Raw genomic sequence first — 22,602 nt, 5'->3', positions numbered from 1 at the left:
TTGCATGAGTTACCCGACAAAAATCGCGACATGCTGTTTTTGCGGCAGCAAGGCAGCGCTGACATTGGGGGCAGGGCGGCACGAGCTGGCTTGCGCACAATGCGGCGCACCATTGCATGATCTGAAACAAATTCCGCTCCCTCGCGATTCTGAAAAGCCCAATACCGGCGGCAAGCCTGCGGCGGGGCTGCGGAAATTTCCACATGCCCAAGCGGCAGCTGCTATTCGCAAGCCTAAGCATCGAAAAGTGAAGAAAAAGAAAACCTGGATGACGAAGATCGCGCGTGAAGTCGCGGATGTGATCGACGATATATTTGACTAGTTTACGCTGCCAAAAGCGAGATTCGGCGGAAAATGGCTGGCGCATTCATCGTTTCTTCACGGATTTGTCACATGCTCTTTGAATGGAGCAAATCGTTCCTACCTTCAGTGTATGACGGCGAGTTTGGAACTCTCGCCGATCACCTAACTGTCCCTCGTTCCATACCTTTGCGCCCTCACGTTTATCGTCGAGGGCGCTTTTTTTTAAACCGTTAGAGGTTTAGTAAGAAGCATGACCTACACCGATACCCAATTGAAAAATATTCTGACGCAGACGAAGCGTATCGCGGTCGTGGGGGCTTCGTTGAACCCGGTTCGGCCAAGCTATTATGTCGCGCGATATTTGAAGGCCAAGGGGTACGATATTGTTCCGGTAAATCCGGCGCATGCGGGGAAGACACTATTGGGGGTAACGGTGGTTTCGCAGCTGTCAGACATCGAAGGTGGCGTTGACATGGTCGATATTTTTAGACGGTCAGAGACTGTGCCAGAAATCGTTGACGAGGCACTACAGGTGTTTCCTGATCTGGCGACGATCTGGATGCAAATCGGGGTGCAGCATCCTGAAGCTGCCGCAAAAGCGGAAGCAAAGGGCTTGACCGTTATTCAAAACAGATGCCCGAAGATTGAATATCAGCGCCTTTTCGGCGAATTGCGCATGGGAGGCTTTGCAACGGGAATAATCTCCAGCAAGCTTTGACCCCAGTTTTCTACGCGTTACAAAAAATATTGTGGTAAACGTGCCCCGTGTTAGCGGGCGGCTTTTTCAGCGAGGCCGCTTTGCGCCTGTCGGCGGCTCAGTTCATCCAGTACATCTGACAGCGCGACGTCGCGGGACGCGAGCATGACAAGCAGGTGGTACAGCACATCTGCGGCTTCCGATGTCAGACCAGCTTTATCGTCCTTCACGGCCTCGATGATCGCTTCGACCGCTTCTTCACCGAATTTTTCGGCGCATTTCTCGGGGCCTTTTGCCAAAAGCTGCGCCGTCCAACTGCTTGATGGATCGGCAGTTTTTCTTGATTGGATTGTTACAAATAGATCGTCGAGCGTCATGAGAGCCTCATTGGGATACCGGCATCAGCCATGTGTTGTTTCGCCTGAGCGACCGTAAATTCGCCGAAGTGAAAGATCGAGGCTGCGAGCACCGCTGAAGCGCCGCCCTGAACGACGCCATCGACAAGATGATCCAGCGTTCCGACACCGCCAGAGGCGATGACAGGCACAGAAACCGCGTCGGAAATCGCGCGCGTTAGCGGAATGTTAAACCCTTGTTTGGTACCGTCACGATCCATGGAGGTAAGCAGAATCTCTCCTGCGCCTTTCTCTGTGACCGTCTTTGCGAATTCGACTGCATCAATGCCCGTAGGTTTGCGGCCACCATGGGTAAAAATCTCCCACCTTCCGGGGGCGACGGTTTTCGCATCGATGGCACAGACGATGCACTGGCTGCCGAATTGGTCTGCTGCCTGCGCAATAATGTCCGGATTAGCTACCGCGGCAGAGTTAAAGCTGACCTTGTCGGCGCCAGCCAAAAGCAGGGCGCGAACATCTGCAACAGTGCGTACACCGCCACCAACAGTAAGCGGGATATAGCAGTGTTCGGCTGTGCGTGTGACCAGGTCGAACATGGTACCACGGTTTTCGTGTGTGGCGTGGATATCAAGAAAACAAAGCTCGTCCGCCCCTGCAGCGTCATATGCGATCGCTGCGTCAACCGGGTCACCGGCATCGCGCAAGCCAACAAAATTAACGCCTTTGACAACGCGACCATCGGCGACATCGAGGCAAGGAATAATACGGGTCTTAAGCATGTCTTCTTTCTCGCGACGGGGCAGCGGAAAAAACCGTTGGAGGGCTGTCTGCCCTCCAAACCACCCGAGGATTTGAAACCATTTGGAAACTCAGGCGAGGGCCTTCAAAGCTTCGCTCAGGTCGATCGCGCCATCATAAAGCGCCCGGCCGGAAATGGCACCGGATATCACGCCAGTTTTTTTCAGCGCCTCAAGGTCAGCAAGGGAGCTGACGCCCCCGGAGGCGATGACAGGAATATTCACGGCACGCGCCAAAGCGGCGGTGGCTTCAATGTTTGGACCGCCCATGGCCCCATCTCGCATGATATCGGTGTAGATCAGCGCCGCGACACCTGCATCTTCGAAAGATTTAGCGAGATCTGTAACCATTACGTCGGTTTCCTCAGCCCATCCCTTGGTTGCCACGCGACCATTTCTGGCGTCAATGCCGACCGCGACCTTGCCAGGAAAAGCACGCGCTGCTTCACGCACCAAAGCGGGATTTTCGACCGCGACAGTGCCCAGAATGACGCGTGCCAGACCCTTGTCCAGCCAAGCTTCGATCGTCGCCATATCGCGAATGCCGCCTCCCAACTGGGCGGGGACGTCGCAAGACTTCAAAATCGCTTCCACCGGGGCGGCATTGACCGGCGTCCCTGCGAAGGCACCGTTCAAGTCCACCAAATGAAGCCAAGTGCAGCCCGCATCCACAAACTCACGGGCCTGCGCCGCGGGGTCATCGTTGAAAACAGTGGATTTTTCCATGTCGCCGTGCACAAGACGAACGGCTTGGCCGTCTTTAAGGTCAATAGCGGGGTAGAGGATCATAGTGTTGCCCTTGGCATTGGGGGAGTTGGTTTCAATTGCCACGGCGGGCGGGTTTTTGCAACGCGGCAGAGGTGTCCCCTACGTCAAGCTTGCCTGAATCGTCGTATTGGCTTCAATTTGAGGGCATATCGGGAGGATATATCATGAAAAGAACGATTATTGCGGCCATCGTTGGCATTGGTTTTGCAGGAACAGCTATGGCTGCTGACCCGGCGGTTGGCGTTTGGAAAACGCAACCGGATGACGGGGCTTATGCGCATGTCAAAATGACCCCCTGTGGTGGGGCGATCTGCGGTACGATTCAGCGGACGTTCAACGCGTCGGGCGAATATAAGTCCGAAAATATCGGAAAGCAGTTGGTCATCGACATGAAACCTGACGGGAGCGGAAAATATGCAGGTAAGGTTTGGCGACCTTCAAACAACAAAATCTACATCGGCAAGATGAGCGTCGCCGGTAACAGCCTGAAACTGTCGGGCTGTGTCGCGGGCGGGTTGCTGTGTTCAAAGCAGGACTGGCAGCGGGTCCAGTAACCTTCATTTCCATCCCAAATGAGTGGGATTTGCGCGAATCGGGACGCGGGTGTAGACTATGCCCGCGCCTTGGTTTTTTGGTGCGTTGCTAAAAAGCTGTAAGGCATGTGTCGCTTGGGGGAGTGATACGATGTTTTTAACAAAATATATTTTCTATGCTGCTATTTTTGCAGCTTCTTCGACGACTGTATTTGCTGATGTAGTTGAAGGTATCTGGAAATCTGCGCCGGATGTTAACGGATTGGTTGTTCACGTACGCGCGAAACCCTGCGGGCCTGCGCTATGCGGCACCGTCGAGCGTGCCAAGGATCGGCGTGGATATGACAAGCGCTCTACAGCGGTTGGCAAACGGGTCTTCTGGGATATGAAGCCGCAACCTGACGGGAGCTATGTCGGCACGTTGCTGGAGCCTTCTGCGTCAAAAAAACATAAGGCGAAGATGTTGGTCGACGGCAATGCGATGCGGTTACAGACCTGCACAGGAAATGCTTGCGACGAAATGATCTGGACCCGCCTTCGGTAGAAGGCGGTGCCCGGTTCAGGGGCGCCAGTTCAGAAAGTTCGCAATCATACGAAGGCCGGTTGTCTGGCTTTTTTCCGGGTGGAATTGCATGCCGATCATGGTGTCACGGCCGATAACAGCGGTGACGTCACCAGCATAATCGACATGCGCCAACCGCTCGGCATCGTCCTGTACATCCATATGGTAACTATGGACAAAATACGTGTGATCCCCGGTTTCGATTCCGTCGAAAACGGGGTGAGGGTGGTCTATGACAAGGTCGTTCCATCCCATATGCGGTACTTTTAGGGATGGGTCGCGTGGCGTGATCTTGGTCACTTCGCCACTGATCCAGCCCAGGCCTGCTGTGTATTCATACTCGCGCCCCATGGATGCCATCAACTGCATGCCCACACAGATCCCGAGGAAGGGGCGGCCCTTGTCGACGGCGGATTCAACCATTGCGGCATAGATGCCGCTTTGGCCTTTCAGCGCGGCCATGCAGGAGGGGAATGCGCCGTCGCCGGGCAGGACAAGGCGGTCGGCGCGCGCCACGACATCGGCGTCAGCGGTGACCACTACTTCACCAGCATTACACTCACGCGCCATCCGTTCGAACGCCTTATGCGCCGAATGAAGGTTGCCCGATTCGTAATCGATAATCGCAGTTAACATCGTTACAGCGCACCCTTGGTCGAGGGGATATCAGAAGATTTCCGAGGGTCGGTTTCTACAGCTTCGCGCAGGGCGCGGGCGACAGATTTAAAGACGGCCTCGGCGATGTGGTGGCTGTTCAGGCCATGCAGCATATCAATGTGCAAGGTGATCCCGCCATGCGTGCTAAGCGCCTGGAAAAACTCCCGTACCAATTCGCAATCGAAGTTCCCGATTTTTGCGGTCGGCAGGTCCACATTCCAGATCAAGAAGGGCCGCGCCGACAGATCAAGCGCGGTACGCACCAAGGCATCGTCCATTGGGAGCAGGCACGCGCCGTAGCGGCGAATGCCGCGTTTGTCGCCCAATGCCGTGCTTAGCGCTTGGCCAAGTGTGATGCCTACGTCCTCGACAGTGTGGTGGTCATCAATGTGAAGATCGCCGTTTGCGCTGATTTTCATATCGATCAGCGAATGACGCGCCAGTTGATCCAGCATGTGATCGAAGAACCCGATACCCGTGTGGTTGGCGTAGGACCCTGTCCCGTCGAGGTTGATTTCGACGCTGATCTCGGTCTCTGCGGTCGAGCGATTGATGGTGGTCTGGCGCATGTGAATATCTCCGTCTTTCGGGCTCTTATAGCAGGGCAGGCCGTCGCGCCAAGACAAAGCGTTTCGATGCCAATCGGTCCCAATCAGCGATTGCGGCTGTTGCCCCCTTATGTCAGCTTGGACGTGTTGTAACCAGCCTAAGGCCTGTCCATGTCTACCTGCGTTTTTATCCAGATCCGGTGCCGGCCCGGCAGTACGTATCGCGTTGCCGAAGAGGTCGCGCTGCGGGAAATACACTCCGAGTTGTATTCAACCTCTGGTGATTACGATCTTTTGATGAAGCTTTATATTCCTTCGGGAAAAGATATTGGCGTTTACATCAACGATAACCTTCTGGACATCGAAGGGATTGAACGTTCGCTTACAACGATGACGTTCAAAGCGTTTTGAGGCTCCTGCTTTCTGCGCTTCTTTGCGGATCAGTTCTTTGGGGGCCAGCGCATGCGCTAACCTATGAAGGGGAAGAGGCCGCGGCGCTGCGCTGCGCCAATATGATCGCCTATACGGCGGTGACCTTGGCGCGTGCGGACATGATCGGTGAGGATGAAAAGACCATCATGCTGGGCGTGACGGTCCTGATCCTAGAACGCCATGTGAGTGGCACGCGGGCGCAAAAAAAATCGGCCATGGGCAAAATGCGCGACCGCCGCTCGATCGATCAGACGCTAGAGGATTACCGCAAACATGCGGCGCAGTGTCTGGTGCAATTCCCGATCAACTAGGATCAGGCGGCGGCGCATTTGCTCGCATAGCGCATTTCAGCGCGCGATAGCGCCCGTTCGAAGGTCTTTTTCACCCGTTGGGTCCGGTTCGCATTCGGTGCTATGGGCGTGCCGACTGACAGGCTGATGCTCTCTTGCTTCAGATCATCGCTTAGCAAGTTCAGCGCATCCAGCTTGGCCTGTAGCCCAGCCTCCATCCGGTCCCATTCGGGCAGGTTCGGGTCGCGCGTAATACACAGGAAGGCACCGTTGCCTTCGTAGGACATAAGAAGATGGGGGCAGGTGATAAGGTCGGTCAGGGTTTCTGCCACGCTGGTGAGGATATGAAGGAACCCCTGTTGTGACGTTTCCTCGAAAATACGTTCCGCATCATCAATCGACACGCCGAAAACCTGATAGTTGTCCAGTTCGCTCCGATCGAGCTGCGTAATGTAGTTCCCAAGGGAGAATGACAGGATCAGCCTGCCGACATTCGCCAAAAAGACCTTGTCGGCCAGTGTGATATCTTCAGCTACCTGTGTGCCTTCTTTGGACAGGTCGCTCGCGTCGATGCGTTTGATGGTCTTGGATGACACCAAAAGACGTTCGGCCACGCGAATGCGGTTGTAGATGTCCTTCAGGTTAAATGGCTTGGCGATGTAGTCATTCGCACCGGCGGCAAACGCTTTCTCGATAGAGATCGAATCTGTCTTCGCCGTCAGCATCAAAACCGGTTTGTCCTCATACCCGGGGACAGTGCGAATTCTTCGGCAAAGCTCGATCCCGTCCATTTCCGGCATATCGACGTCCAGCAGCAAGCAATCGAATGGCACCTTCTGAGCTTTGATCATGTCGAGAGCAGCCGGACCCGAAGGGGCCGTGTGCAGATCGTTCAGGTCTGCCTGTTCAAACATCGCGGGAAGGAGTTCTAGAATGAATGGATCATCGTCGACTGCTAGAATTTTCAATGTGGTCTCCTTCCAAGATTTGCTTCGGGGCTCCGAGGCAACCTATGTCGAACTCCCTAAACGATAGTGAACAAAACCGGCAACAATATGACTTTTTAAAAAATTCACCCTGTGCGGGAACTATGGGCATTTGTGGCACGAAGGTGAATAGATAAACGTTAACGTCGGAAAACTTCATGGCGCAGATGCCGTAAAATCGGCATAATTTGCGTCTATTAGTCGCGAATACGCCTAGCTCAACGGATCCATGTAATGAAAACCACTGTTCTAACGATTTCCCTCGCCGCTGCCGTTCTTGTTTCAGGATGTGCTGCGCCCACTGCCGATCGCGCTGCGCAATTCGGCCCTTCGTCCGGCACGCTAAGCTTCAAGGAAAACCGTGAGAACGACGCCGGTATGGTGGAGCAAACCGCCGCGCTTGACGCGTTGATGCGCGATATTGTCCGCAACTCCACAATCAAGCATGCCGCGGTTGGTGCCGCGGTGGGCTGCGGTATCTCGGTGCTTGCCGCATCCGATGCCTCGGGCTGCCTGCGAGCCGCTGCGGCCGGTGGCGTTGTTGGTGCGGTGAGCGGGAATCTCGCTGGAAAACGAGAAGTCGCCCAACGGATGGAGCTGGTTTCCGCCAACAATCTTGTGCGCAGTATCCGCAAGTCCAATGACCAGCTGGATGATATCACGACACATCTTCCCCAGATGCTCGCACAGCAGCAAGAAGATGTGGCGACGTTGAATCAGCTCAAGGCCTCAGGGGCGATTTCGGAGCATGCTTATGACGCGCAGCTTGCCGATATACGCACCAGCCGCGCAGAGGTCGCCGAGGCGTTGGTTCTGTCGGCCGACCAGGCGAAGCTGGCGCAGAACAACTTGGCCGAAGCAGCCGATCAAGGTCAAACCGGTTTGGAGTGGCACATTCGCGCCATCGAACAGATGGAACGTGAAACACTATCAGCACGATCGACGATATCTCTTCTCTAAGCAGACAATAATTGCGTCACCGGCGTTTGCCGTATGAGGGCCGTGTTCATAGTGCCATCATTCGAACGGGTATATGCCGAGGCAGGCGGGTGCTTTCAGCGCCCGCTTTTTTCTTTTGATCCCGGCAGTATTTGACTGACGCCAGGCGTCGGTAATCACGCATTGGGTGCCATATTGAAACATGCTCTGTGTTTGGCTCTGAGGCACGCGCCTGGGGCGTATGATCCAACTCCTCAGCGATGATCCACAAGGACAGGCAGAGCGCGTAGCGCCTCGCGAATATCCACTTGTCCCAGCTTCGTTGGTACTGGCCTGAGACGCCTCAGGTGCTCTCGTAGCAACGGGGGAGGGGTATCGGGCCTGTTGTGCTGCCGCCCTCAGAGAGAGGCCTAGGGAACCCTTGTACGCCACAGAGTGAGGGCATTCAGCGGTGACAGGTGAATCGCCCCGGTTTTACCGGAGACCTGTAGCTTCATTTTACGCGACCATATCGAGCACGTCGCGCTGTGCATAGAAGTTCTGTTCAGCCTCTGCTGGCGGTATGTTTCCGATAGGGCCGAGCAAGCGCCGGTGATTAAACCAATCGACCCAGCCGAGTGTCGCCATTTCCAGGTCCTGCATGTTGCGCCACGGTCCTTGGCGATGGACCAGTTCGGTTTTGTAGAGACCGTTAATTGTCTCAGCGAGGGCGTTATCATAGGAATCCCCGACACTGCCGACCGACGGTTCGATGCCAGCCTCAGCCAAACGCTCGGTGTAACGAATGGACAAATATTGACCGCCCACTGCCCGGCAGGGCATTGTGCAACAATTTCCCGAGAGGGGCGATCCGAATGGTGAACCAGTCCACTTTTCTGGACGGGCCGTCGATCGTGCAGGGCTTGCTCCAAGGCATCCATTGCCCGGCAGGGTATTGCGCAGCAATGCACGATAGGGGAGAACAAAGTCCGTTTTGGCGGACCGCGAGACCCGTCCCGTTGACCGGCAGGCGATTTGGCATCGCCAAATCTGCCGAGAGGGGGCCCACGATGCGATCAGCGAACGTATCGATGACGAAGGCCACATAGACAAAGCCCTGCCACCCCTCTCGTGACATTGCTCCGCAATGCACTGCCGGGCAGTGGTCGACACGTAGGTAAAATCGCTGACCCACAGCAGGTTCGGCGCTGGTGCCCGAAAGGTGCGGTTCACCTTGTCACGCGGACAGGGTGCTGATGTGTCAGGAATCGTTGTCTTCATTGCCTTTCCACGCACGGCCCCACGTATGCCGATCTGCTTCATCAGACGCTCCACCGTGCAGCGCGCCAGCGAAAAGCCCTCGCGCTTCAGCTGGTGCCGCGCCTTGCGAACTCCGTAGACCTGATAGTTTTCGTCCCAGACCCGTTTGATCTCGGGGCATAGCTCTGTGTCACGCTGATGCCGTGCAGAAGCTTTGGAAGGGTCCGCTCGGCACGCAAGTTGGTGATAGTAAGTTCCCTCTCGGCAGATTGCTTTGCAATCGCCTGCCGGGCAATGGACGGTGCGATCGGCAGCACCCTGCAGATCGACTCGACGCCGTAAACAATGCGCTGATCCTCAATGAAGGCGATCATCGCTTCAGTGGGCGGTCGAGTTCCGTCCCGCTGCCCGGCAGCGCATGTAAACATGCGCGAGGGGGGGGGCGCAAAATAAGCTGACGCCTTACGCAGTATCTCGTTGGCCTGACGCAATTCCTTGTTCTCTCGTTCGAGAGTCTTGATCCGGTCGCGTTCCTCGGTTGTCACGCCATCACGCATGCCGCTGTCCTTCTCGGCCTGCTTGACCCATCCGCTCAAGGTCTGGGGAATACAGCCGATCTTCCCCTCTCGTGGTTTGCGGGCAAACCACTGCCGGTCAACGGGATGCAATGGCCGCAATCGCGCCCGCCTGCGTTTCGTATGAGCCTTGATGCTCGAAGACCATCCGGACCGCACGCGCGCGGACTTCTGGCGAGTAGCGATTTGCCATTTTGCTTTTTATCATAACCATCATCCTTACTTAAGTTGATGGTCTCCGACAAACTCGGGGCGATTCAAAGCATTGTCACGTGCCGCTTGGGCGTATCATTGTGGCGACAGTATATTATGCGCCGTAGCCGTGCCTGCTTCATCCCTGATCATAGTGCTAGACTGGGCATCAATGAACGGACCGTTGTCCGAACTGGTAAGTGTGCTGGCTCTTTGTAGGCCTGTGATCAGCTTCAAAGTTTTAGGGGCCCAGAACAGCAAAAGGCCACCCGAAGGTGGCCTTGCTGTCCTGCTGGGTAAGCAGAGAACCAGTTGGAGCGGGCGAGGCGATTCGAACGCCCGACCCTAACCTTGGCAAGGTTATGCTCTACCCCTGAGCTACGCCCGCATCCTCTGGTAGGGCGTGGAATACCCATAGCAGCGGTGAGCCGCAAGAGGAAAAATAACATTTTTCGAAATTAATTTCAGACAATTTTGGGAAGCCCTTATTTTACTGGGGGACTTGGTAAAATTTCGGCTAACCGCCGATAAACATTCGTCTTTATGAAACTGTACCGAGTGTCGGTGTAGAACGAAAAAAGGCCCCAACCGCCGTTGGAGCCTCTCATTTCAATGTTGTGCTAGCTTAGTGGCTAGGCTGTTTGTCCCATTCTTCCTGCTTGGGAAGAATTTCGAACGTATGCTCTGGTGGGGGGCTTGCCAGCGTCCATTCCAGAGTGTCCGCATATTCGTTCCAAGGGTTCGCAGCTGGGCTGCGGGCTCCACGTGTCAACGTGTAGAACATAACACCGAAGAAGAAGATAAAGGAAGCAAAGCTGAGGAACGCGCCGATCGACGACCACAGGTTCCAATATGCAAAAGCATCAGGGTAATCGATATAGCGACGTGGCATGCCCTGACGGCCCAGGAAGTGCTGTGGGAAGAACGTCAGGTTCGCGCCAATGAACATCGCCCAGAAGTGCAGCTTGCCAGCCCATTCAGGATACATGCGGCCCGTGAACTTCGGCAGGTAGAAATAGATACCGGCGAAGATCGCGAAGACGGCACCAAGGCTCATCACATAGTGGAAGTGCGCAACCACATAGTATGTGTCGTGGTAGTAGCGGTCCACAGCTGCCTGCGAGAGAACGATACCTGTCACACCGCCAACGGTGAAAAGAAACAGGAAGCCGAAGGCCCACAGCATAGGTGTTTTGAATTCAACCGAACCACCCCACATGGTCGCAATCCAGCTGAATACCTTAACGCCCGTCGGCACCGCGATAACCATGGTGGCCAACATGAAGTAAGCTTGTTGGTTCAGAGACATACCAACGGTGTACATGTGGTGCGCCCAAACGACGAAGCCCAATGCGCCAATCGCGATGATCGCCCAAACCATCGGAAGATACCCGAAGATAGGTTTGCGGCTGAAGGTCGCGATGACGTGGCTGATGATGCCGAAGCCTGGAAGAATAATGATATACACTTCGGGGTGACCAAAAAACCACAGAATGTGCTGATACAGAACCGGATCACCACCGCCTGCTGGGTCAAAGAATGCGAATCCGAAGTTGCGATCCATCAAAAGCATGGTGATGGCACCGGCCAAAACGGGCAGGGACAGAAGGATCAACCAGCTTGTAACAAAGATGGACCAGCTGAACAGCGGCACTTTGAACAACGTCATGCCAGGGGCGCGCATGTTGAGGAATGTTGTGATCATGTTGATCGCACCCAGGATCGACGACGCGCCGGATACGTGCACAGCGAAAATCGCGAAATCCATCGACATGCCGCCTTCACGAACAGAGAGCGGCGGATAGAGAACCCAGCCCACACCTGACCCAAGCTGGCCGCTGCCGCCGGGTGTCAGCACGGAGCAGACTGCAAGCGTTGTGCCGCCGACATATAGCCAGAAAGAGAGGTTGTTCATCCGCGGGAACGCCATGTCAGGCGCGCCAATTTGCAATGGCATCAAATAGTTACCGAAACCACCGAACAAAGCGGGAATAACCACGAAGAACATCATCAAGATGCCGTGCGCGGTGATCAGAACGTTCCAAAGGTGGCCGTTTGGCGTACAGGTCGCTGCGCTATCAGCGATAAACCGCGCGCCTTCCATACACATATATTGCACGCCTGGGTGCATAAGCTCCAAACGCATATATATGGTGAAACATACAGAGATGAAGCCAACGAGGGCCGAAACAATCAGGTACAATAGCCCGATGTCTTTGTGGTTTGTGGACATGAACCAGCGCGTGAAAAATCCGCGCTCGTCGTGATGGTCTTGCCCGTGAATGGCTGCGTCTGCCATGCGGTGCCTCCTGAGATTGGGTTGTCAACTCACACCCCGACAGGGGGCGCGCATTGAATTAAGGTTCGTTCTAGTGCGGCTTGCCAATATGGGCAATGGCCGCCTTTGACGCAGGGCACGAAAAAAGACAGATCATTTATCAAACTGTGTCGGAGGCGCACAGCCTTGTAGTGACGGGGGTAGGAGGTGTCAGAAGTGCTCATCATGCTGGATGACATACGCCTCTAGCGATGAAGAAACCGTAAAGCCGCGGCGGAAATAGCACGAGCGCAGTGAAACGTTTGAGCGGCGAGGTACATTATCCGTCTTTGGGCGCGTACTAAGACAGCGGAGGGAAAACCGTGTCGAACTGCGCTTTCAGGGCGATATCAACGTCTTCCATCGTAACTGGCAGGCCAAGGTCTACTAAAGACGTAACGCCATGTTCTTGGATCCCACAGGGGACGATCCCGGAAAAATGCTCAAGATTTGGATCAACATTTATGCTGATTCCGTGAAAGCTGACCCATTTTCGAAGCCGGATACCGATCGCCGCGATTTTATCTTCGCGAATACCGCCATCTGCCGCGAGCGGTTTCTCGGGACGTTCCACCCAGACGCCGACGCGCCCCTCCTTGATCTCGCCTTTGATGGTAAAGCTTGCAAGGGTCCCGATCACCCAATGTTCAAGGTCTTGAACAAAACGTCTGACGTCCCGGCCCCGTTTACCGACGTCCAGCATCACATAAACAACCCGCTGCCCCGGCCCATGGTATGTGTATTGTCCGCCGCGGCGCGTTTCATATACCGGAAACCGCTTGGGGTCAGTCAAATCTTCCGATTTTGCTGAGGTGCCGGCAGAATATAGCGGAGCATGCTCTACAAGCCAGACGCATTCATCGGCATTCCCCGCGGCGATAAGGGACGCGCGTTCCTCCATCCATGCTTCGGCTTCCCGGTAATCGACAAGGCCCTTGGAGGTGATCCATTCAACCATTCTGTGCGCACCATTGAGCCGAGGATAACAAGACGATCATTCCGCGGCGCTTACCTCTTGAATTACTTTTTGGATAATTTGCACATAATTATCGACACCCTGCGCACCGGTCACAAGGTATTTTCCCGCAAAGATCATTGAAGGCACGCCAGAAATTCCCTGCGATGTCCAAACCGACTGGCGTTCGCGAACACGTTCTACATGGCTGCCGCTGTCGAGAACGTCCTGCGCAGAACTACGATCCAATCCGACATCTGCAGCGACATCAACAAGAACACTTTGGTCTGAAACATCCAATCCCTTCGTAAAATGTGCCTCAAACAAAGCAAGCTTAAGAGGGTGCTGCAGGTTCTGATCCTGAGCCCAATCTAGCAGTTGGTGCGCAGCAAAGCTGTTGACGATGCGGCTTTCGGCGTTGAAATTGAAGTCGATTCCAAGTTCGGTGCCAAGCTGCACAAGATGCGCACGGTTTTGCGCCGATTGCTCAGGCGATGCACCATATTTTTCGGCAATATGTTCGGTCAGGTTCTGTCCTTCGGGGCCCATTTGGGGGTTAAGCTCGAAAGGGTGCCATCGGATGAACGCGCCGATGTTCAAGGCGGCTAACGCCTGCTCTAGCTGGCGGTACCCGACAATACACCATGGGCACATTACGTCAGAAACGATGTCGATCTGCAGGGCAGGGGGATCTATGGGCGCTTGGGTCATATTGTTCCTCGATTCATATCCTCCTTTAAGTTTACGTCTTCGCACTGTTTTTCAAGCCACCCCGCCCGATTGAATGATAAATCACACGAATCTGAACAAGGACTTAATCTGGCGCAATTTTGCTCTTCACTTTGTGAAAGAGTTTGTCTAAACGACCCTCACCAACCATGGCGTGCGGTCGTGGCGGAATGGTAGACGCGCAGCGTTGAGGTCGCTGTGGGGTAACACCCGTGAGAGTTCGAGTCTCTCCGACCGCACCACTGGTTGTATCCTTCAAATCATCTTCGAAAGACATGGGGTCCCGGGGCGCGAGCGCCCCGAAGTATCTTTATGCATCAAGCGCTTGGCTCAAGTCGCGTTTTAGATCTTCGATATCTTCAATCCCCACCGATAAACGCAGCAACCCTTCGGGAATCCCGGTGTGGGGTTCGATAGTGTGGCGGTGTTCGACAAGGCTTTCGACCCCGCCCAAAGACGTTGCGCGATGAAAAACTTCCAGCTTGCCGACAACCTCCAGCGCCGCTGCGCCGCCACCCTTTACAATGCACGACAAAAGCGATCCAAATCCTCCTGACATTTGCCGCGTCGCCAATTGGTGGCCTGTATGTGAGGCAAGGCCCGGATAGAGAACCTCTTCGATTTTCGGGTGATTTTGCAAAAACTCTGCCAATTCCATGGCGTTGCACGACATTTGCTTGGCGCGCAGGGGCAGGGTGCGCATCCCGCGGACCAGCAACCATGCTTCAAACGGGCCGACAACCGCGCCTGCATCATGCCGGTCCGCTTTGATATCTTCCCACACGCGGCCCGTGACGTCATTGGTCGCCAGAACGCCCGCCAATACGTCCGAATGTCCATTAATGCCCTTTGTGGCAGAATGCATTACAACGTCGGCACCGTGTTTAAGCGGCTGTTGCAGAATCGGCGTCGCGGCCGTGCTATCCACCACGAGCAACCCACCCGCGCTATGCACCGCATCAGCCGCAGCTTGGATATCGGCCACGCGAAGCCACGGGTTTGATGGCGTTTCGATGAGCGCCAAGGTTGGTCTAAAGCTCTCGCAGGCGGCGGCAAACGCCGCCTTGTCAGAGGCTTCGACCTCTCGCAGCTCAATGTCACGCCGGGTGCAGAAATCCCGGATCCACTTGGTGGTGCCCCAGTAAATCTGGCTTTGCACCAGCACGCGCCCGCCATTTGGGACGGTACGGAAGACGGCGGCAAGCGCTGCCATGCCTGACGGGAACAGCAGCGATTCTTTCGCCCCCTCCAGTTGAGAGAGCACTTTTTCTGCAACACGTACAATATCGCTCTGATCGCGCACATAGATGTTGTCTGCACGCAGCGGTTGGTATGCTTCATCCCGCAGATAGGTCGTGGCCATAGGCAGAGCCGGGACCACCCCGCCGGTTTGCGCATCAACCGCTCCCGCTGCTTGGGCAGCAATCGTAGCGGGGCTTAAGCGAGACGTATCAGACATTTCTTAGCGATTCCCTAATGGCGTAATATATTCAGTTTGCGGCACCTTTGCCTGTCCGAAGGTAAACTGCCAGACCAGAATGGGACAAACCCAGCTCTCCTTCATTTTGCCCCATAAACTCCCGCCGGAGGCGCCTATGGGCGAGGCAGCAAACATCCCTGCCTTGGTGGCACAAGGGTTCAGACTTGTTCTTTACCCCCCCGCGGTCTATCCCGCGCGTACATCAAAACACCCCAAAACAAAGGTATCACCACATGATTCCCCGTTATTCCCGCCCCGAGATGGTTGCGATCTGGTCCCCCGAAACCAAGTTCCGCATCTGGTACGAGATCGAGGCGCATGCCTGTGACGCCATGGCCGACCTTGGGGTGATCCCGCGCGAGAATGCGGAGGCGGTTTGGAAGGCCAAAGATGTCGAGTTCGATGTCGCGCGAATTGACGAGATTGAAGCCGTTACAAAACATGACGTTATCGCTTTTTTGACCCATTTGGCCGAACATGTGGGCAGCGACGAGGCGCGCTTTGTGCACCAGGGGATGACCTCTTCTGACGTATTGGACACCTGCTTTAACGTGCAATTAACCCGCGCAGCTGATATTCTGATCGAAGACATGGGTTTGCTGCTGGCCGCGCTGAAACGCCGTGCCATGGAACATAAAAATACTGTACGCGTCGGGCGCAGCCACGGGATCCACGCTGAACCCACAACGATGGGCCTTACCTTTGCGCGCTTTTATGCAGAGATGGACCGCAACCTGACGCGGCTGAAAACAGCACGCTCCGAGATTGCTACGGGTGCGATTTCCGGCGCTGTGGGGACATTTGCGAATATCGATCCGCGGGTCGAGGAACATGTCTGCGAAAAGCTGGGCCTGTCGCCCGAACCCGTGAGCACGCAGATCATCCCCCGTGACCGTCATGCTGCATTCTTCGCAGCGCTTGGTGTGATCGCCAGCTCTATCGAGAACGTTGCGACCGAAGTGCGGCACATGCAACGGACCGAAGTCTTGGAAGGGGCTGAGTTTTTCTCGGCGGGTCAGAAGGGGTCTTCGGCGATGCCGCACAAAAAAAACCCTGTGCTGACCGAGAACCTGACCGGGCTGGCCCGTACAATTCGCATGGCTGTGATTCCAGCGATGGAAAACGTCACCATGTGGCATGAACGCGATATCTCCCACTCGAGCGTGGAGCGTGCGATCGGCCCCGACACCACCATCACCCTTGACTTCGCGCTGCACCGTTTGACCGGCGTCATCGACAATATGCTAATTTATCCTGACAACATGCTGGCAAATATGAACAAGTTTAGCGGTCTTGTGATGTCGCAACGTGTTTTGCTCGCGCTCACGCAGGCCGGCGTGAGCCGCGAAGACAGCTACAAGCTGGTTCAGCGCAACGCCATGAAGGTCTGGGAAGACGGCAAGGATTTCAAGACCGAGCTGCTGGCTGACGAAGAGGTTCTGGCCGCACTAAGTGCAGAAGAGATCGAAGAAAAATTCGATCTAGGTTACCATACCAAACATGTTGATACGATCTTTAAGCGCGTCTTCAAGGACTGATACACGCGCAGGCATTCAGGGCTGCATCGCTTGACGGCGGTGCAGCCTTTTTGATTCAAAAGCTGCGTATTAATGCCCTATCTCGCGCCATATCGTGACGTTAGGCTGGAACCTAATGCTTTATCTATGGCGCGGATCGTCTAACATCAGCCGTGTATTTAGTTCAGGAGTGTTTGAGTATGCGTGTTGTGTTTGCGTCCATCCTGTCATTGGCTATGCCTTTCGCGGCCTTTGCCGCTGGCTCCAATGATACGTCCCCACCGAAGCCCGTTGTGAAATGCGAAGGCGGGCAGGTGTATGACAAGAAGTCAAAGACCTGTATCGATGCAAAGGATAGCCGGCTAACACCGGATGACCTTTATCAAGCTGTTCGTGAACTGGCCTATGCTGGGGAATATTCGGCTGCGCAGATCGTACTTGCCGCTATGCCTGAGCACGACGATCGTCGCTTGACCTACATGGGGTTCACGACGCGCAAAATGGGCGACCAAGCTGGCGGAATGGCGTTCTATGCGCGTGCGCTGGCAGCCAACCCTGCGAATGTTCTCGCGCGGTCCTATCGCGGGCAAGCTCTGGTAGAACAGGGCGACATCCCCGAAGCTTTGGCCGAACTTCGTGCCATTCGTGCGCATGGCGGGGCAGGGACATGGGCCGAAACCTCCTTGCGGACAGCGATCGCAACCGGTCAGACGTTTAGCTATTAACCATTCGGTGGCGTATTGCCGCCTGGGTGAAACACGCTTGTTGCGCGGGGCCCTGCGCGGTATGAACGGCAGGCCCCGCCCCTTAGGGGCGCTTTTCCTTGCAGGCAGATGCGCATGGCCAGTCCCAAATATCCCAAGAACGTTCGATTTAGCCGACGTGCAGGGCACTACCTGACCAATGCCTTTATCGTTGGCCTTATTCGGCTGGCTTTGTTGCTGCCGTATAAAGCGCGCATAGCCTTCGTCGGCTGGGTTGTTCAACATGTGATCGGTCCGGTCGCGGGATATCGGGCGCGGGCGCTTGAAAATCTCGCGATGATCTGGCCGCAGATGCCGCAAGAACGGCGCGCAGAAATTGCTTCAAAGTGCCTTAACAACGTGGGGCGCAGCTTTATAGAAAACTATTCGGCGCGCGACTTCCCCAAGCGTATGGCAAAGAATACGCCGACCGGCGCAGGCGTCGCGGCGCTGGAAAAAGCGGCAGAACAAGGCAAGCCGGTCATTCTGGTGACGGGCCACTATGGCAACTACGAAGCGATGCGTGCCTGCCTTGTGGCGCGGGGCTATGACATTGGCGGGCTCTACCGCAACATGAAGAACCCCTATTTCAACGCGCATTATGTCCAAACGATGGAGGCTTTCGGCGGCCCTGTCTTCCCGCAAGGCCGACGCGGCACGGCGGGTTTCGTACGGCATCTAAAAGAGGGCGGGCAGCTGGTATTGCTGTTTGATCAACACGTCTTTGGCGCGCCGGCGCTCGATTTCTTGGGGCAACCTGCCAATACAGCGCTTTCTGCCGCCGAGCTGGCATTGCGCTATGACGCGCTGTTGATCCCGTTCTACGGCATTCGACAAGCTGATGGGGTGTCATTCGACACGGTGCTGGAGGCACCTGTGCCACACAGCGATGCTGTCACGATGACGCAGGCGTTGAATGACAGTCTTACCGCACGGGTCAAAACGGATCCCGAGCAATGGTTCTGGGTCCATCGTCGCTGGCGTATCCACGACAATTAATGCCTAAACATCTAGGTGTTTTGAGCGACTACTTGATCCGCGCCGCTGCCACGATCGGCCCCGCGTTGCTGCGCTGCACCAGCACAACCACCGGCATATCGCCGGTGATGGCGGCAGAGAGCGATAGCGGCGCTTGCCCGTCCCACTGGTCAACCGTCTGCCAGCCTTCGACGATGTTATAATTTTCGAACGTGTGGCCCGCGTTTTCTCCGCGTTTGACCTGCGTGACCGCCATCGGATGATAGCGCAACATGTGCACGTCAAACGGTCCGGCGGCACCCGATACGGTATGCGCGTTGATGCGCAGGGTCTCCCCGTCGCGCGCGATAGATAGGTCGACCTGCGGGGCGTCTTCTTTGTGCTTGTTGATCGCCTCCATCAGCTTCATGGGTTTGGCACCGACCACATCGGACTGGCCGTTGACGATCATCTCGGGCGTGTAAATCGACGTCCGCCCACCAGTCAGCGCATAGGCGCGCTGGCGTTTGGCGTGCGCAGGCGCACCAAAGGGGTCTTGCCAGCCGATATAGTCCCAATAATCCACATGCAGCGCCAGCGCGATCACGTCGTCCCGTTTGGACAGCTCGGCAAACATCTCGTCAGCCGGAGGGCAGGAAGAGCACCCTTGCGAGGTATAGAGTTCGACGACAACGGGGCGATCCTGAGCAAAGGCGGGCGCTATGGACAGCAGGCCAGCGGCGATCAGGGACGTAAACAGGCGGGGCATCGCAGGGTACTTTCGGTTTGGATGCACAATTCGTAGACTGCACCCGTTGTAATTACCACTCAACCTTTGTTGAGGCGCTGTAACGTCACGGGATTGCGTATGAAATGCCTCAATCCAGTACACAACGGTATACAAAAGCGCCGGAAGCGCGTGTTTGCAGTTGAAACGACCCGCGCAATAAGGCATTTAGGCCCCAAGTCACCGACCTTTTTTAACCCATAAAGGGAGCCATCCATGACCATCTTCGTTGGCCAGGACACCGCCAAAACCCGCAAAACTCTATCTTCGGGCAGCCAATCCATCGCTTATTATTCGATTCCTGCAGCGCAGGAAGCCGGTCTGGGTGATTTCTCCAACTTGCCAGCCGCGCTTAAGGTGGTGCTCGAGAACATGCTGCGTTTCGAAGATGGCAAAACTGTCACCGTCGATGACATCAAGGCCTTCGCCGAATGGGGTGCCAAGGGCGGCCAGAACCCGCGCGAGATCGCTTACCGTCCCGCACGCGTGTTGATGCAGGATTTCACCGGCGTTCCCGCAGTTGTCGACCTTGCGGCGATGCGCGACGGGCTGGTTGCCTTGGGTGGCGATGCCGACAAGATTAACCCGCTGAACCCTGTTGATCTTGTCATCGACCACTCTGTCATGATCGACGAATTTGGCAACCCGCGCGCGTTCCAGATGAACGTTGACCGCGAATACGAGCGCAACATCGAACGCTACACCTTCCTGAAATGGGGCCAGAAGGCGTTTAACAACTTCCGCGTTGTGCCCCCCGGCACCGGCATCTGCCACCAGGTGAACCTTGAATATCTGGCGCAGACCGTCTGGACCGACAAGGATCAGGACGGCGTCGAAGTCGCATATCCTGACACGCTCGTCGGGACCGACAGCCACACTACAATGGTAAACGGCATGGCCGTTCTGGGCTGGGGCGTTGGCGGGATCGAGGCCGAAGCCGCGATGCTGGGTCAGCCGATTTCGATGTTGATCCCCGAGGTGATCGGCTTTGAACTGACCGGTGCCATGATGGAAGGCACCACCGGGACCGATCTGGTTCTGAAAGTGGTCGAAATGCTGCGCGAGAAGGGCGTGGTTGGCAAATTCGTTGAATTCTACGGTGCCGGCCTTGATAGCCTGCCTCTGGCGGACCGCGCGACAATCGCCAACATGGCCCCCGAATACGGTGCGACCTGTGGCTTCTTCCCGATCGACGCCGAAACCCTGCGTTACATGCGCACCACCGGCCGTGATGAAGACCGCATCGCGCTGGTCGAGGCCTATGCCAAGGAAAACGGCATGTGGCGCGGCGATGATTATGCGCCGGTTTACACCGACACGCTGTCGCTCGACATGGGCACCATCGTACCTGCGATCTCGGGTCCGAAGCGTCCACAAGACTACATCGCACTGACCTCGGCACACACTGCATTTGCTGAATACGTCAAAGGCGTGCGCGAAGGTAAAGACACCACAGCCAACGCCGAAGTCCGTTGGGAAGGTGAGGGCGGCCAGCCCGAGCCTCAAGACATCCCCGGCGACGAGGGCAACCACAAGCGTGGCTACGTCCAGACCGAAGATGGCAATTACCAGCTGCATGACGGGTCCATTGTCATTGCGTCGATCACATCGTGCACCAACACATCCAACCCCTACGTGATGATCGGTGCGGGGCTTGTGGCGCGTAAAGCCCGTGCCTTGGGCTTGACACGCAAGCCTTGGGTCAAGACGTCGCTCGCGCCCGGTAGCCAGGTTGTGTCCGCCTATCTTGAGGCCGCAAACCTGCAAGAGGATCTGGACGCCATCGGCTTCAACCTCGTCGGTTATGGCTGCACCACCTGTATCGGTAACTCCGGCCCGCTCGAAGCACCGATCAGCAAGGCGATCAACGACTACGACCTGATCGGGACATCAATCCTCTCGGGTAACCGGAACTTTGAAGGGCGGATTTCGCCTGATGTGCGCGCCAACTATCTGGCGTCGCCTCCCCTGGTCGTGGCATACGCGCTGGTCGGTGACATGAACGTCGATCTGGCCAACAGCCCGCTGGGTCAGGACAAGGACGGCAACGACGTCTATCTGAAAGACATCTGGCCAACATCCAAGGAAGTCGCTGATCTGGTCGAGCAGACCGTGACCCGCGAAGCCTTCCAGGAAAAATATGCCGACGTCTTCAAGGGCGATGAAAAGTGGCAGTCCGTCGAAACCACCGACGCCAAGACCTATGACTGGCCACCAACCTCGACCTATGTGCAGAACCCGCCCTACTTCCAGGGCATGTCGCCAGAGCCGGGTGTGATCACCAACATCGAGAACGCCAAAGTGCTTGCCGTTCTGGGTGACATGATCACAACCGACCACATCTCGCCTGCCGGTTCCTTCAAGGAAACCACGCCAGCGGGTCAGTATCTGGTGGAACGTCAGGTGCCTGTGCGTGAATTCAACTCGTACGGTAGCCGTCGTGGTAACCACGAAGTCATGATGCGCGGCACTTTCGCCAACATCCGTATCAAGAACGAAATGCTGGACGGTGTTGAGGGCGGCTATACCAAAGGCCCCGATGGCGAACAGACCTCGATCTTTGACGCGGCTATGGCGCATCAGGAAAACGGCACGCCGCTGGTCATCTTCGGTGGTGAACAATACGGCGCGGGTTCGTCCCGTGACTGGGCGGCCAAAGGCACGGCGTTGCTGGGCGTCAAGGCGGTCATCGCCGAGAACTTTGAACGTATCCACCGCTCCAACCTGGTTGGCATGGGTGTTATCCCGTTCGAATTCACCAATGGCGACACCCGCAAGAGCCTGGGCCTGACCGGTGACGAAACCGTTTCGATCAGCGGTCTGGACACCATCAAGCCGCTGCAAGAAGTGCCCTGCACGATCACAATGGCAGACGGCTCGGTCAAAGAGATCATGATCAAATGCCGGATCGATACCGCGATCGAGATTGAATACATCGAACACGGTGGCGTTCTGCACTACGTGCTGCGCAACCTCGCGAAATCGGCCTAACCACCGGCCACTGGCCGTTTCGCACGGCCTTGAAAAGAACGCCCGTCAGGTTCCCCCTGGCGGGCGTTTTGCATACGCGCCCCCATTTTCACGGCAAACTTCCGCTTGCTTGCGTAAAATGACATAACCGGATGTGTTTTGCGGTTCACAATCGCGATTTTGGCCAACAGACTGTTTGCCGATGGCAGGCGGTTTCCGCTATGCACAAGGGAATAATAAACAAGTTTGCTGACGTTGCGGTCGCGCGCTCTA

At 55.9% G+C, this 22,602-nt stretch carries 22 protein-coding genes, 2 tRNA genes, 1 pseudogene and 1 other annotated feature; of the genes and pseudogenes, 12 read left to right on the top strand and 13 right to left on the bottom strand.

The window, feature by feature from the left end:
* Positions 1-4 precede the first annotated feature (4 nt).
* The gene (locus tag C1J04_RS12200; protein WP_037953814.1) at positions 5-322 is read left to right on the top strand and encodes a hypothetical protein; all 318 of its coding nucleotides are present in this window, start codon (positions 5-7) and stop codon (positions 320-322) included.
* A gap of 231 nt (positions 323-553) precedes the next feature.
* Positions 554-1,021: a CoA-binding protein gene (locus C1J04_RS12195; protein WP_114865374.1), complete on the top strand. Its 468-nt coding sequence runs from the start codon at positions 554-556 to the stop codon at positions 1,019-1,021.
* A gap of 50 nt (positions 1,022-1,071) precedes the next feature.
* Here the strand turns inward: C1J04_RS12195 and C1J04_RS12190 are convergent, their stop codons facing one another.
* From C1J04_RS12190 to hisA, 3 genes are all read right to left on the bottom strand, one after another.
* The gene (locus C1J04_RS12190; RefSeq protein ID WP_009825012.1) at positions 1,072-1,377 is read right to left on the bottom strand and encodes a phosphoribosyl-ATP diphosphatase; all 306 of its coding nucleotides are present in this window, start codon (positions 1,375-1,377) and stop codon (positions 1,072-1,074) included.
* The gene (hisF, locus tag C1J04_RS12185) at positions 1,374-2,135 is read right to left on the bottom strand and encodes an imidazole glycerol phosphate synthase subunit HisF (protein ID WP_005854304.1); all 762 of its coding nucleotides are present in this window, start codon (positions 2,133-2,135) and stop codon (positions 1,374-1,376) included. The genes C1J04_RS12190 and hisF overlap by 4 nt, the downstream gene beginning before the upstream one ends.
* A 90-nt stretch (positions 2,136-2,225) precedes the next feature.
* The gene (hisA, locus tag C1J04_RS12180) at positions 2,226-2,942 is read right to left on the bottom strand and encodes a 1-(5-phosphoribosyl)-5-[(5-phosphoribosylamino)methylideneamino]imidazole-4-carboxamide isomerase (protein WP_009825011.1); all 717 of its coding nucleotides are present in this window, start codon (positions 2,940-2,942) and stop codon (positions 2,226-2,228) included.
* Positions 2,943-3,085: 143 nt separating this feature from the next.
* Here hisA and C1J04_RS12175 point away from each other — a divergent pair, with 143 nt between their 5' ends.
* Together C1J04_RS12175 and C1J04_RS12170 are read left to right on the top strand one after the other, a co-directional pair.
* Positions 3,086-3,475, top strand: coding sequence for a DUF2147 domain-containing protein (locus C1J04_RS12175; protein ID WP_074634550.1), 390 nt, complete (start codon positions 3,086-3,088; stop codon positions 3,473-3,475).
* 130 nt (positions 3,476-3,605) lie between these two features.
* On the top strand, positions 3,606-3,998 hold the full coding sequence (locus C1J04_RS12170; RefSeq protein ID WP_114865373.1) for a DUF2147 domain-containing protein: 393 nt from the start codon (positions 3,606-3,608) through the stop codon (positions 3,996-3,998).
* Positions 3,999-4,013: 15 nt separating this feature from the next.
* Here C1J04_RS12170 and hisH read toward each other — a convergent pair whose 3' ends face one another.
* Both hisH and hisB read right to left on the bottom strand, forming a co-directional pair.
* Positions 4,014-4,652 carry an imidazole glycerol phosphate synthase subunit HisH gene (gene hisH / locus C1J04_RS12165; protein WP_009825009.1) on the bottom strand — a complete coding sequence of 213 codons (639 nt, stop codon included), beginning with the start codon at positions 4,650-4,652 and terminating at the stop codon, positions 4,014-4,016.
* Positions 4,653-4,654: 2 nt separating this feature from the next.
* Entirely contained in the window at positions 4,655-5,242 is a 588-nt protein-coding gene (hisB, locus tag C1J04_RS12160) for an imidazoleglycerol-phosphate dehydratase HisB (RefSeq protein ID WP_009825008.1), read from the bottom strand.
* A 150-nt stretch (positions 5,243-5,392) separates the two neighbouring features.
* On the opposite strand from hisB, the gene C1J04_RS12155 reads away from it, so the two are divergent.
* Entirely contained in the window at positions 5,393-5,632 is a 240-nt protein-coding gene (locus C1J04_RS12155) for an Lrp/AsnC ligand binding domain-containing protein (protein WP_005854294.1), read from the top strand.
* On the top strand, positions 5,629-5,964 hold the full coding sequence (locus C1J04_RS12150) for a hypothetical protein (protein ID WP_005854292.1): 336 nt from the start codon (positions 5,629-5,631) through the stop codon (positions 5,962-5,964). The genes C1J04_RS12155 and C1J04_RS12150 overlap by 4 nt, the downstream gene beginning before the upstream one ends.
* Positions 5,965-5,966: 2 nt before the next feature.
* On the opposite strand, the gene C1J04_RS12145 is transcribed toward C1J04_RS12150, so the two are convergent.
* Complete coding sequence (locus C1J04_RS12145) at positions 5,967-6,911, bottom strand: response regulator (protein ID WP_037953811.1); 945 nt, start codon at positions 6,909-6,911, stop codon at positions 5,967-5,969.
* 252 nt (positions 6,912-7,163) lie between these two features.
* Between C1J04_RS12145 and C1J04_RS12140 the strand changes: the two genes are divergently transcribed.
* Positions 7,164-7,889 (top strand): hypothetical protein, encoded by a 726-nt coding sequence (locus C1J04_RS12140; protein WP_009825005.1) that lies wholly within the window; start codon positions 7,164-7,166, stop codon positions 7,887-7,889.
* 477 nt (positions 7,890-8,366) lie between these two features.
* On the opposite strand, the pseudogene C1J04_RS12130 reads toward C1J04_RS12140, so the two are convergent.
* The 5 genes and pseudogenes from C1J04_RS12130 to C1J04_RS12110 all read right to left on the bottom strand — a co-directional run bounded on the left by C1J04_RS12130 (position 8,367) and on the right by C1J04_RS12110 (position 13,857).
* Positions 8,367-9,890 (bottom strand): annotated as a pseudogene (locus C1J04_RS12130) (IS3 family transposase).
* Positions 9,407-9,513, bottom strand: a sequence feature (AL1L pseudoknot). It overlaps the preceding pseudogene by 107 nt.
* 297 nt (positions 9,891-10,187) lie before the next feature.
* A tRNA-Gly gene (locus C1J04_RS12125) sits at positions 10,188-10,262 on the bottom strand.
* A gap of 237 nt (positions 10,263-10,499) precedes the next feature.
* Positions 10,500-12,173 carry a cytochrome c oxidase subunit I gene (ctaD, locus tag C1J04_RS12120; RefSeq protein ID WP_005854284.1) on the bottom strand — a complete coding sequence of 558 codons (1,674 nt, stop codon included), beginning with the start codon at positions 12,171-12,173 and terminating at the stop codon, positions 10,500-10,502.
* 319 nt (positions 12,174-12,492) lie between these two features.
* A complete protein-coding gene (gene lipB / locus C1J04_RS12115) occupies positions 12,493-13,149 on the bottom strand; it encodes a lipoyl(octanoyl) transferase LipB (RefSeq protein WP_009825000.1) in 657 nt (218 codons plus the stop codon).
* Between the two features lie 36 nt (positions 13,150-13,185).
* The gene (locus C1J04_RS12110) at positions 13,186-13,857 is read right to left on the bottom strand and encodes a DsbA family oxidoreductase (protein WP_037953807.1); all 672 of its coding nucleotides are present in this window, start codon (positions 13,855-13,857) and stop codon (positions 13,186-13,188) included.
* A gap of 174 nt (positions 13,858-14,031) precedes the next feature.
* On the opposite strand from C1J04_RS12110, the gene C1J04_RS12105 reads away from it, so the two are divergent.
* A tRNA-Leu gene (locus tag C1J04_RS12105) sits at positions 14,032-14,117 on the top strand.
* Between the two features lie 68 nt (positions 14,118-14,185).
* Here the strand turns inward: C1J04_RS12105 and C1J04_RS12100 are convergent.
* Positions 14,186-15,334, bottom strand: coding sequence for a trans-sulfuration enzyme family protein (locus C1J04_RS12100; RefSeq protein WP_037953799.1), 1,149 nt, complete (start codon positions 15,332-15,334; stop codon positions 14,186-14,188).
* Between the two features lie 254 nt (positions 15,335-15,588).
* Here C1J04_RS12100 and purB point away from each other — a divergent pair, with 254 nt between their 5' ends.
* From purB to C1J04_RS12085, 3 genes are all read left to right on the top strand, one after another.
* Positions 15,589-16,893, top strand: a complete 1,305-nt coding sequence (gene purB / locus C1J04_RS12095; protein ID WP_005854277.1) for an adenylosuccinate lyase — start codon at positions 15,589-15,591, stop codon at positions 16,891-16,893.
* A 179-nt stretch (positions 16,894-17,072) separates the two neighbouring features.
* Positions 17,073-17,597, top strand: coding sequence for a tetratricopeptide repeat protein (locus C1J04_RS12090; protein ID WP_009824991.1), 525 nt, complete (start codon positions 17,073-17,075; stop codon positions 17,595-17,597).
* Between the two features lie 114 nt (positions 17,598-17,711).
* On the top strand, positions 17,712-18,614 hold the full coding sequence (locus tag C1J04_RS12085; RefSeq protein ID WP_009824990.1) for a lysophospholipid acyltransferase family protein: 903 nt from the start codon (positions 17,712-17,714) through the stop codon (positions 18,612-18,614).
* Between the two features lie 28 nt (positions 18,615-18,642).
* Here the strand turns inward: C1J04_RS12085 and C1J04_RS12080 are convergent, their stop codons facing one another.
* Positions 18,643-19,341: a DUF1223 domain-containing protein gene (locus C1J04_RS12080; protein ID WP_005854265.1), complete on the bottom strand. Its 699-nt coding sequence runs from the start codon at positions 19,339-19,341 to the stop codon at positions 18,643-18,645.
* Positions 19,342-19,575: 234 nt separating this feature from the next.
* On the opposite strand from C1J04_RS12080, the gene acnA reads away from it, so the two are divergent.
* Positions 19,576-22,350 carry an aconitate hydratase AcnA gene (gene acnA, locus C1J04_RS12075; RefSeq protein WP_005854263.1) on the top strand — a complete coding sequence of 925 codons (2,775 nt, stop codon included), beginning with the start codon at positions 19,576-19,578 and terminating at the stop codon, positions 22,348-22,350.
* The last annotated feature ends 252 nt before the right edge of the window (positions 22,351-22,602 follow it).

It is taken from the genome of Sulfitobacter sp. SK025 (genome assembly GCF_003352105.1).
GTDB classification, from domain to species: domain Bacteria; phylum Pseudomonadota; class Alphaproteobacteria; order Rhodobacterales; family Rhodobacteraceae; genus Sulfitobacter; species Sulfitobacter pontiacus.
The sequence above is the reverse complement of the archived record's forward strand: the minus strand, read 5'-3'. Positions and strand labels throughout refer to the sequence as shown.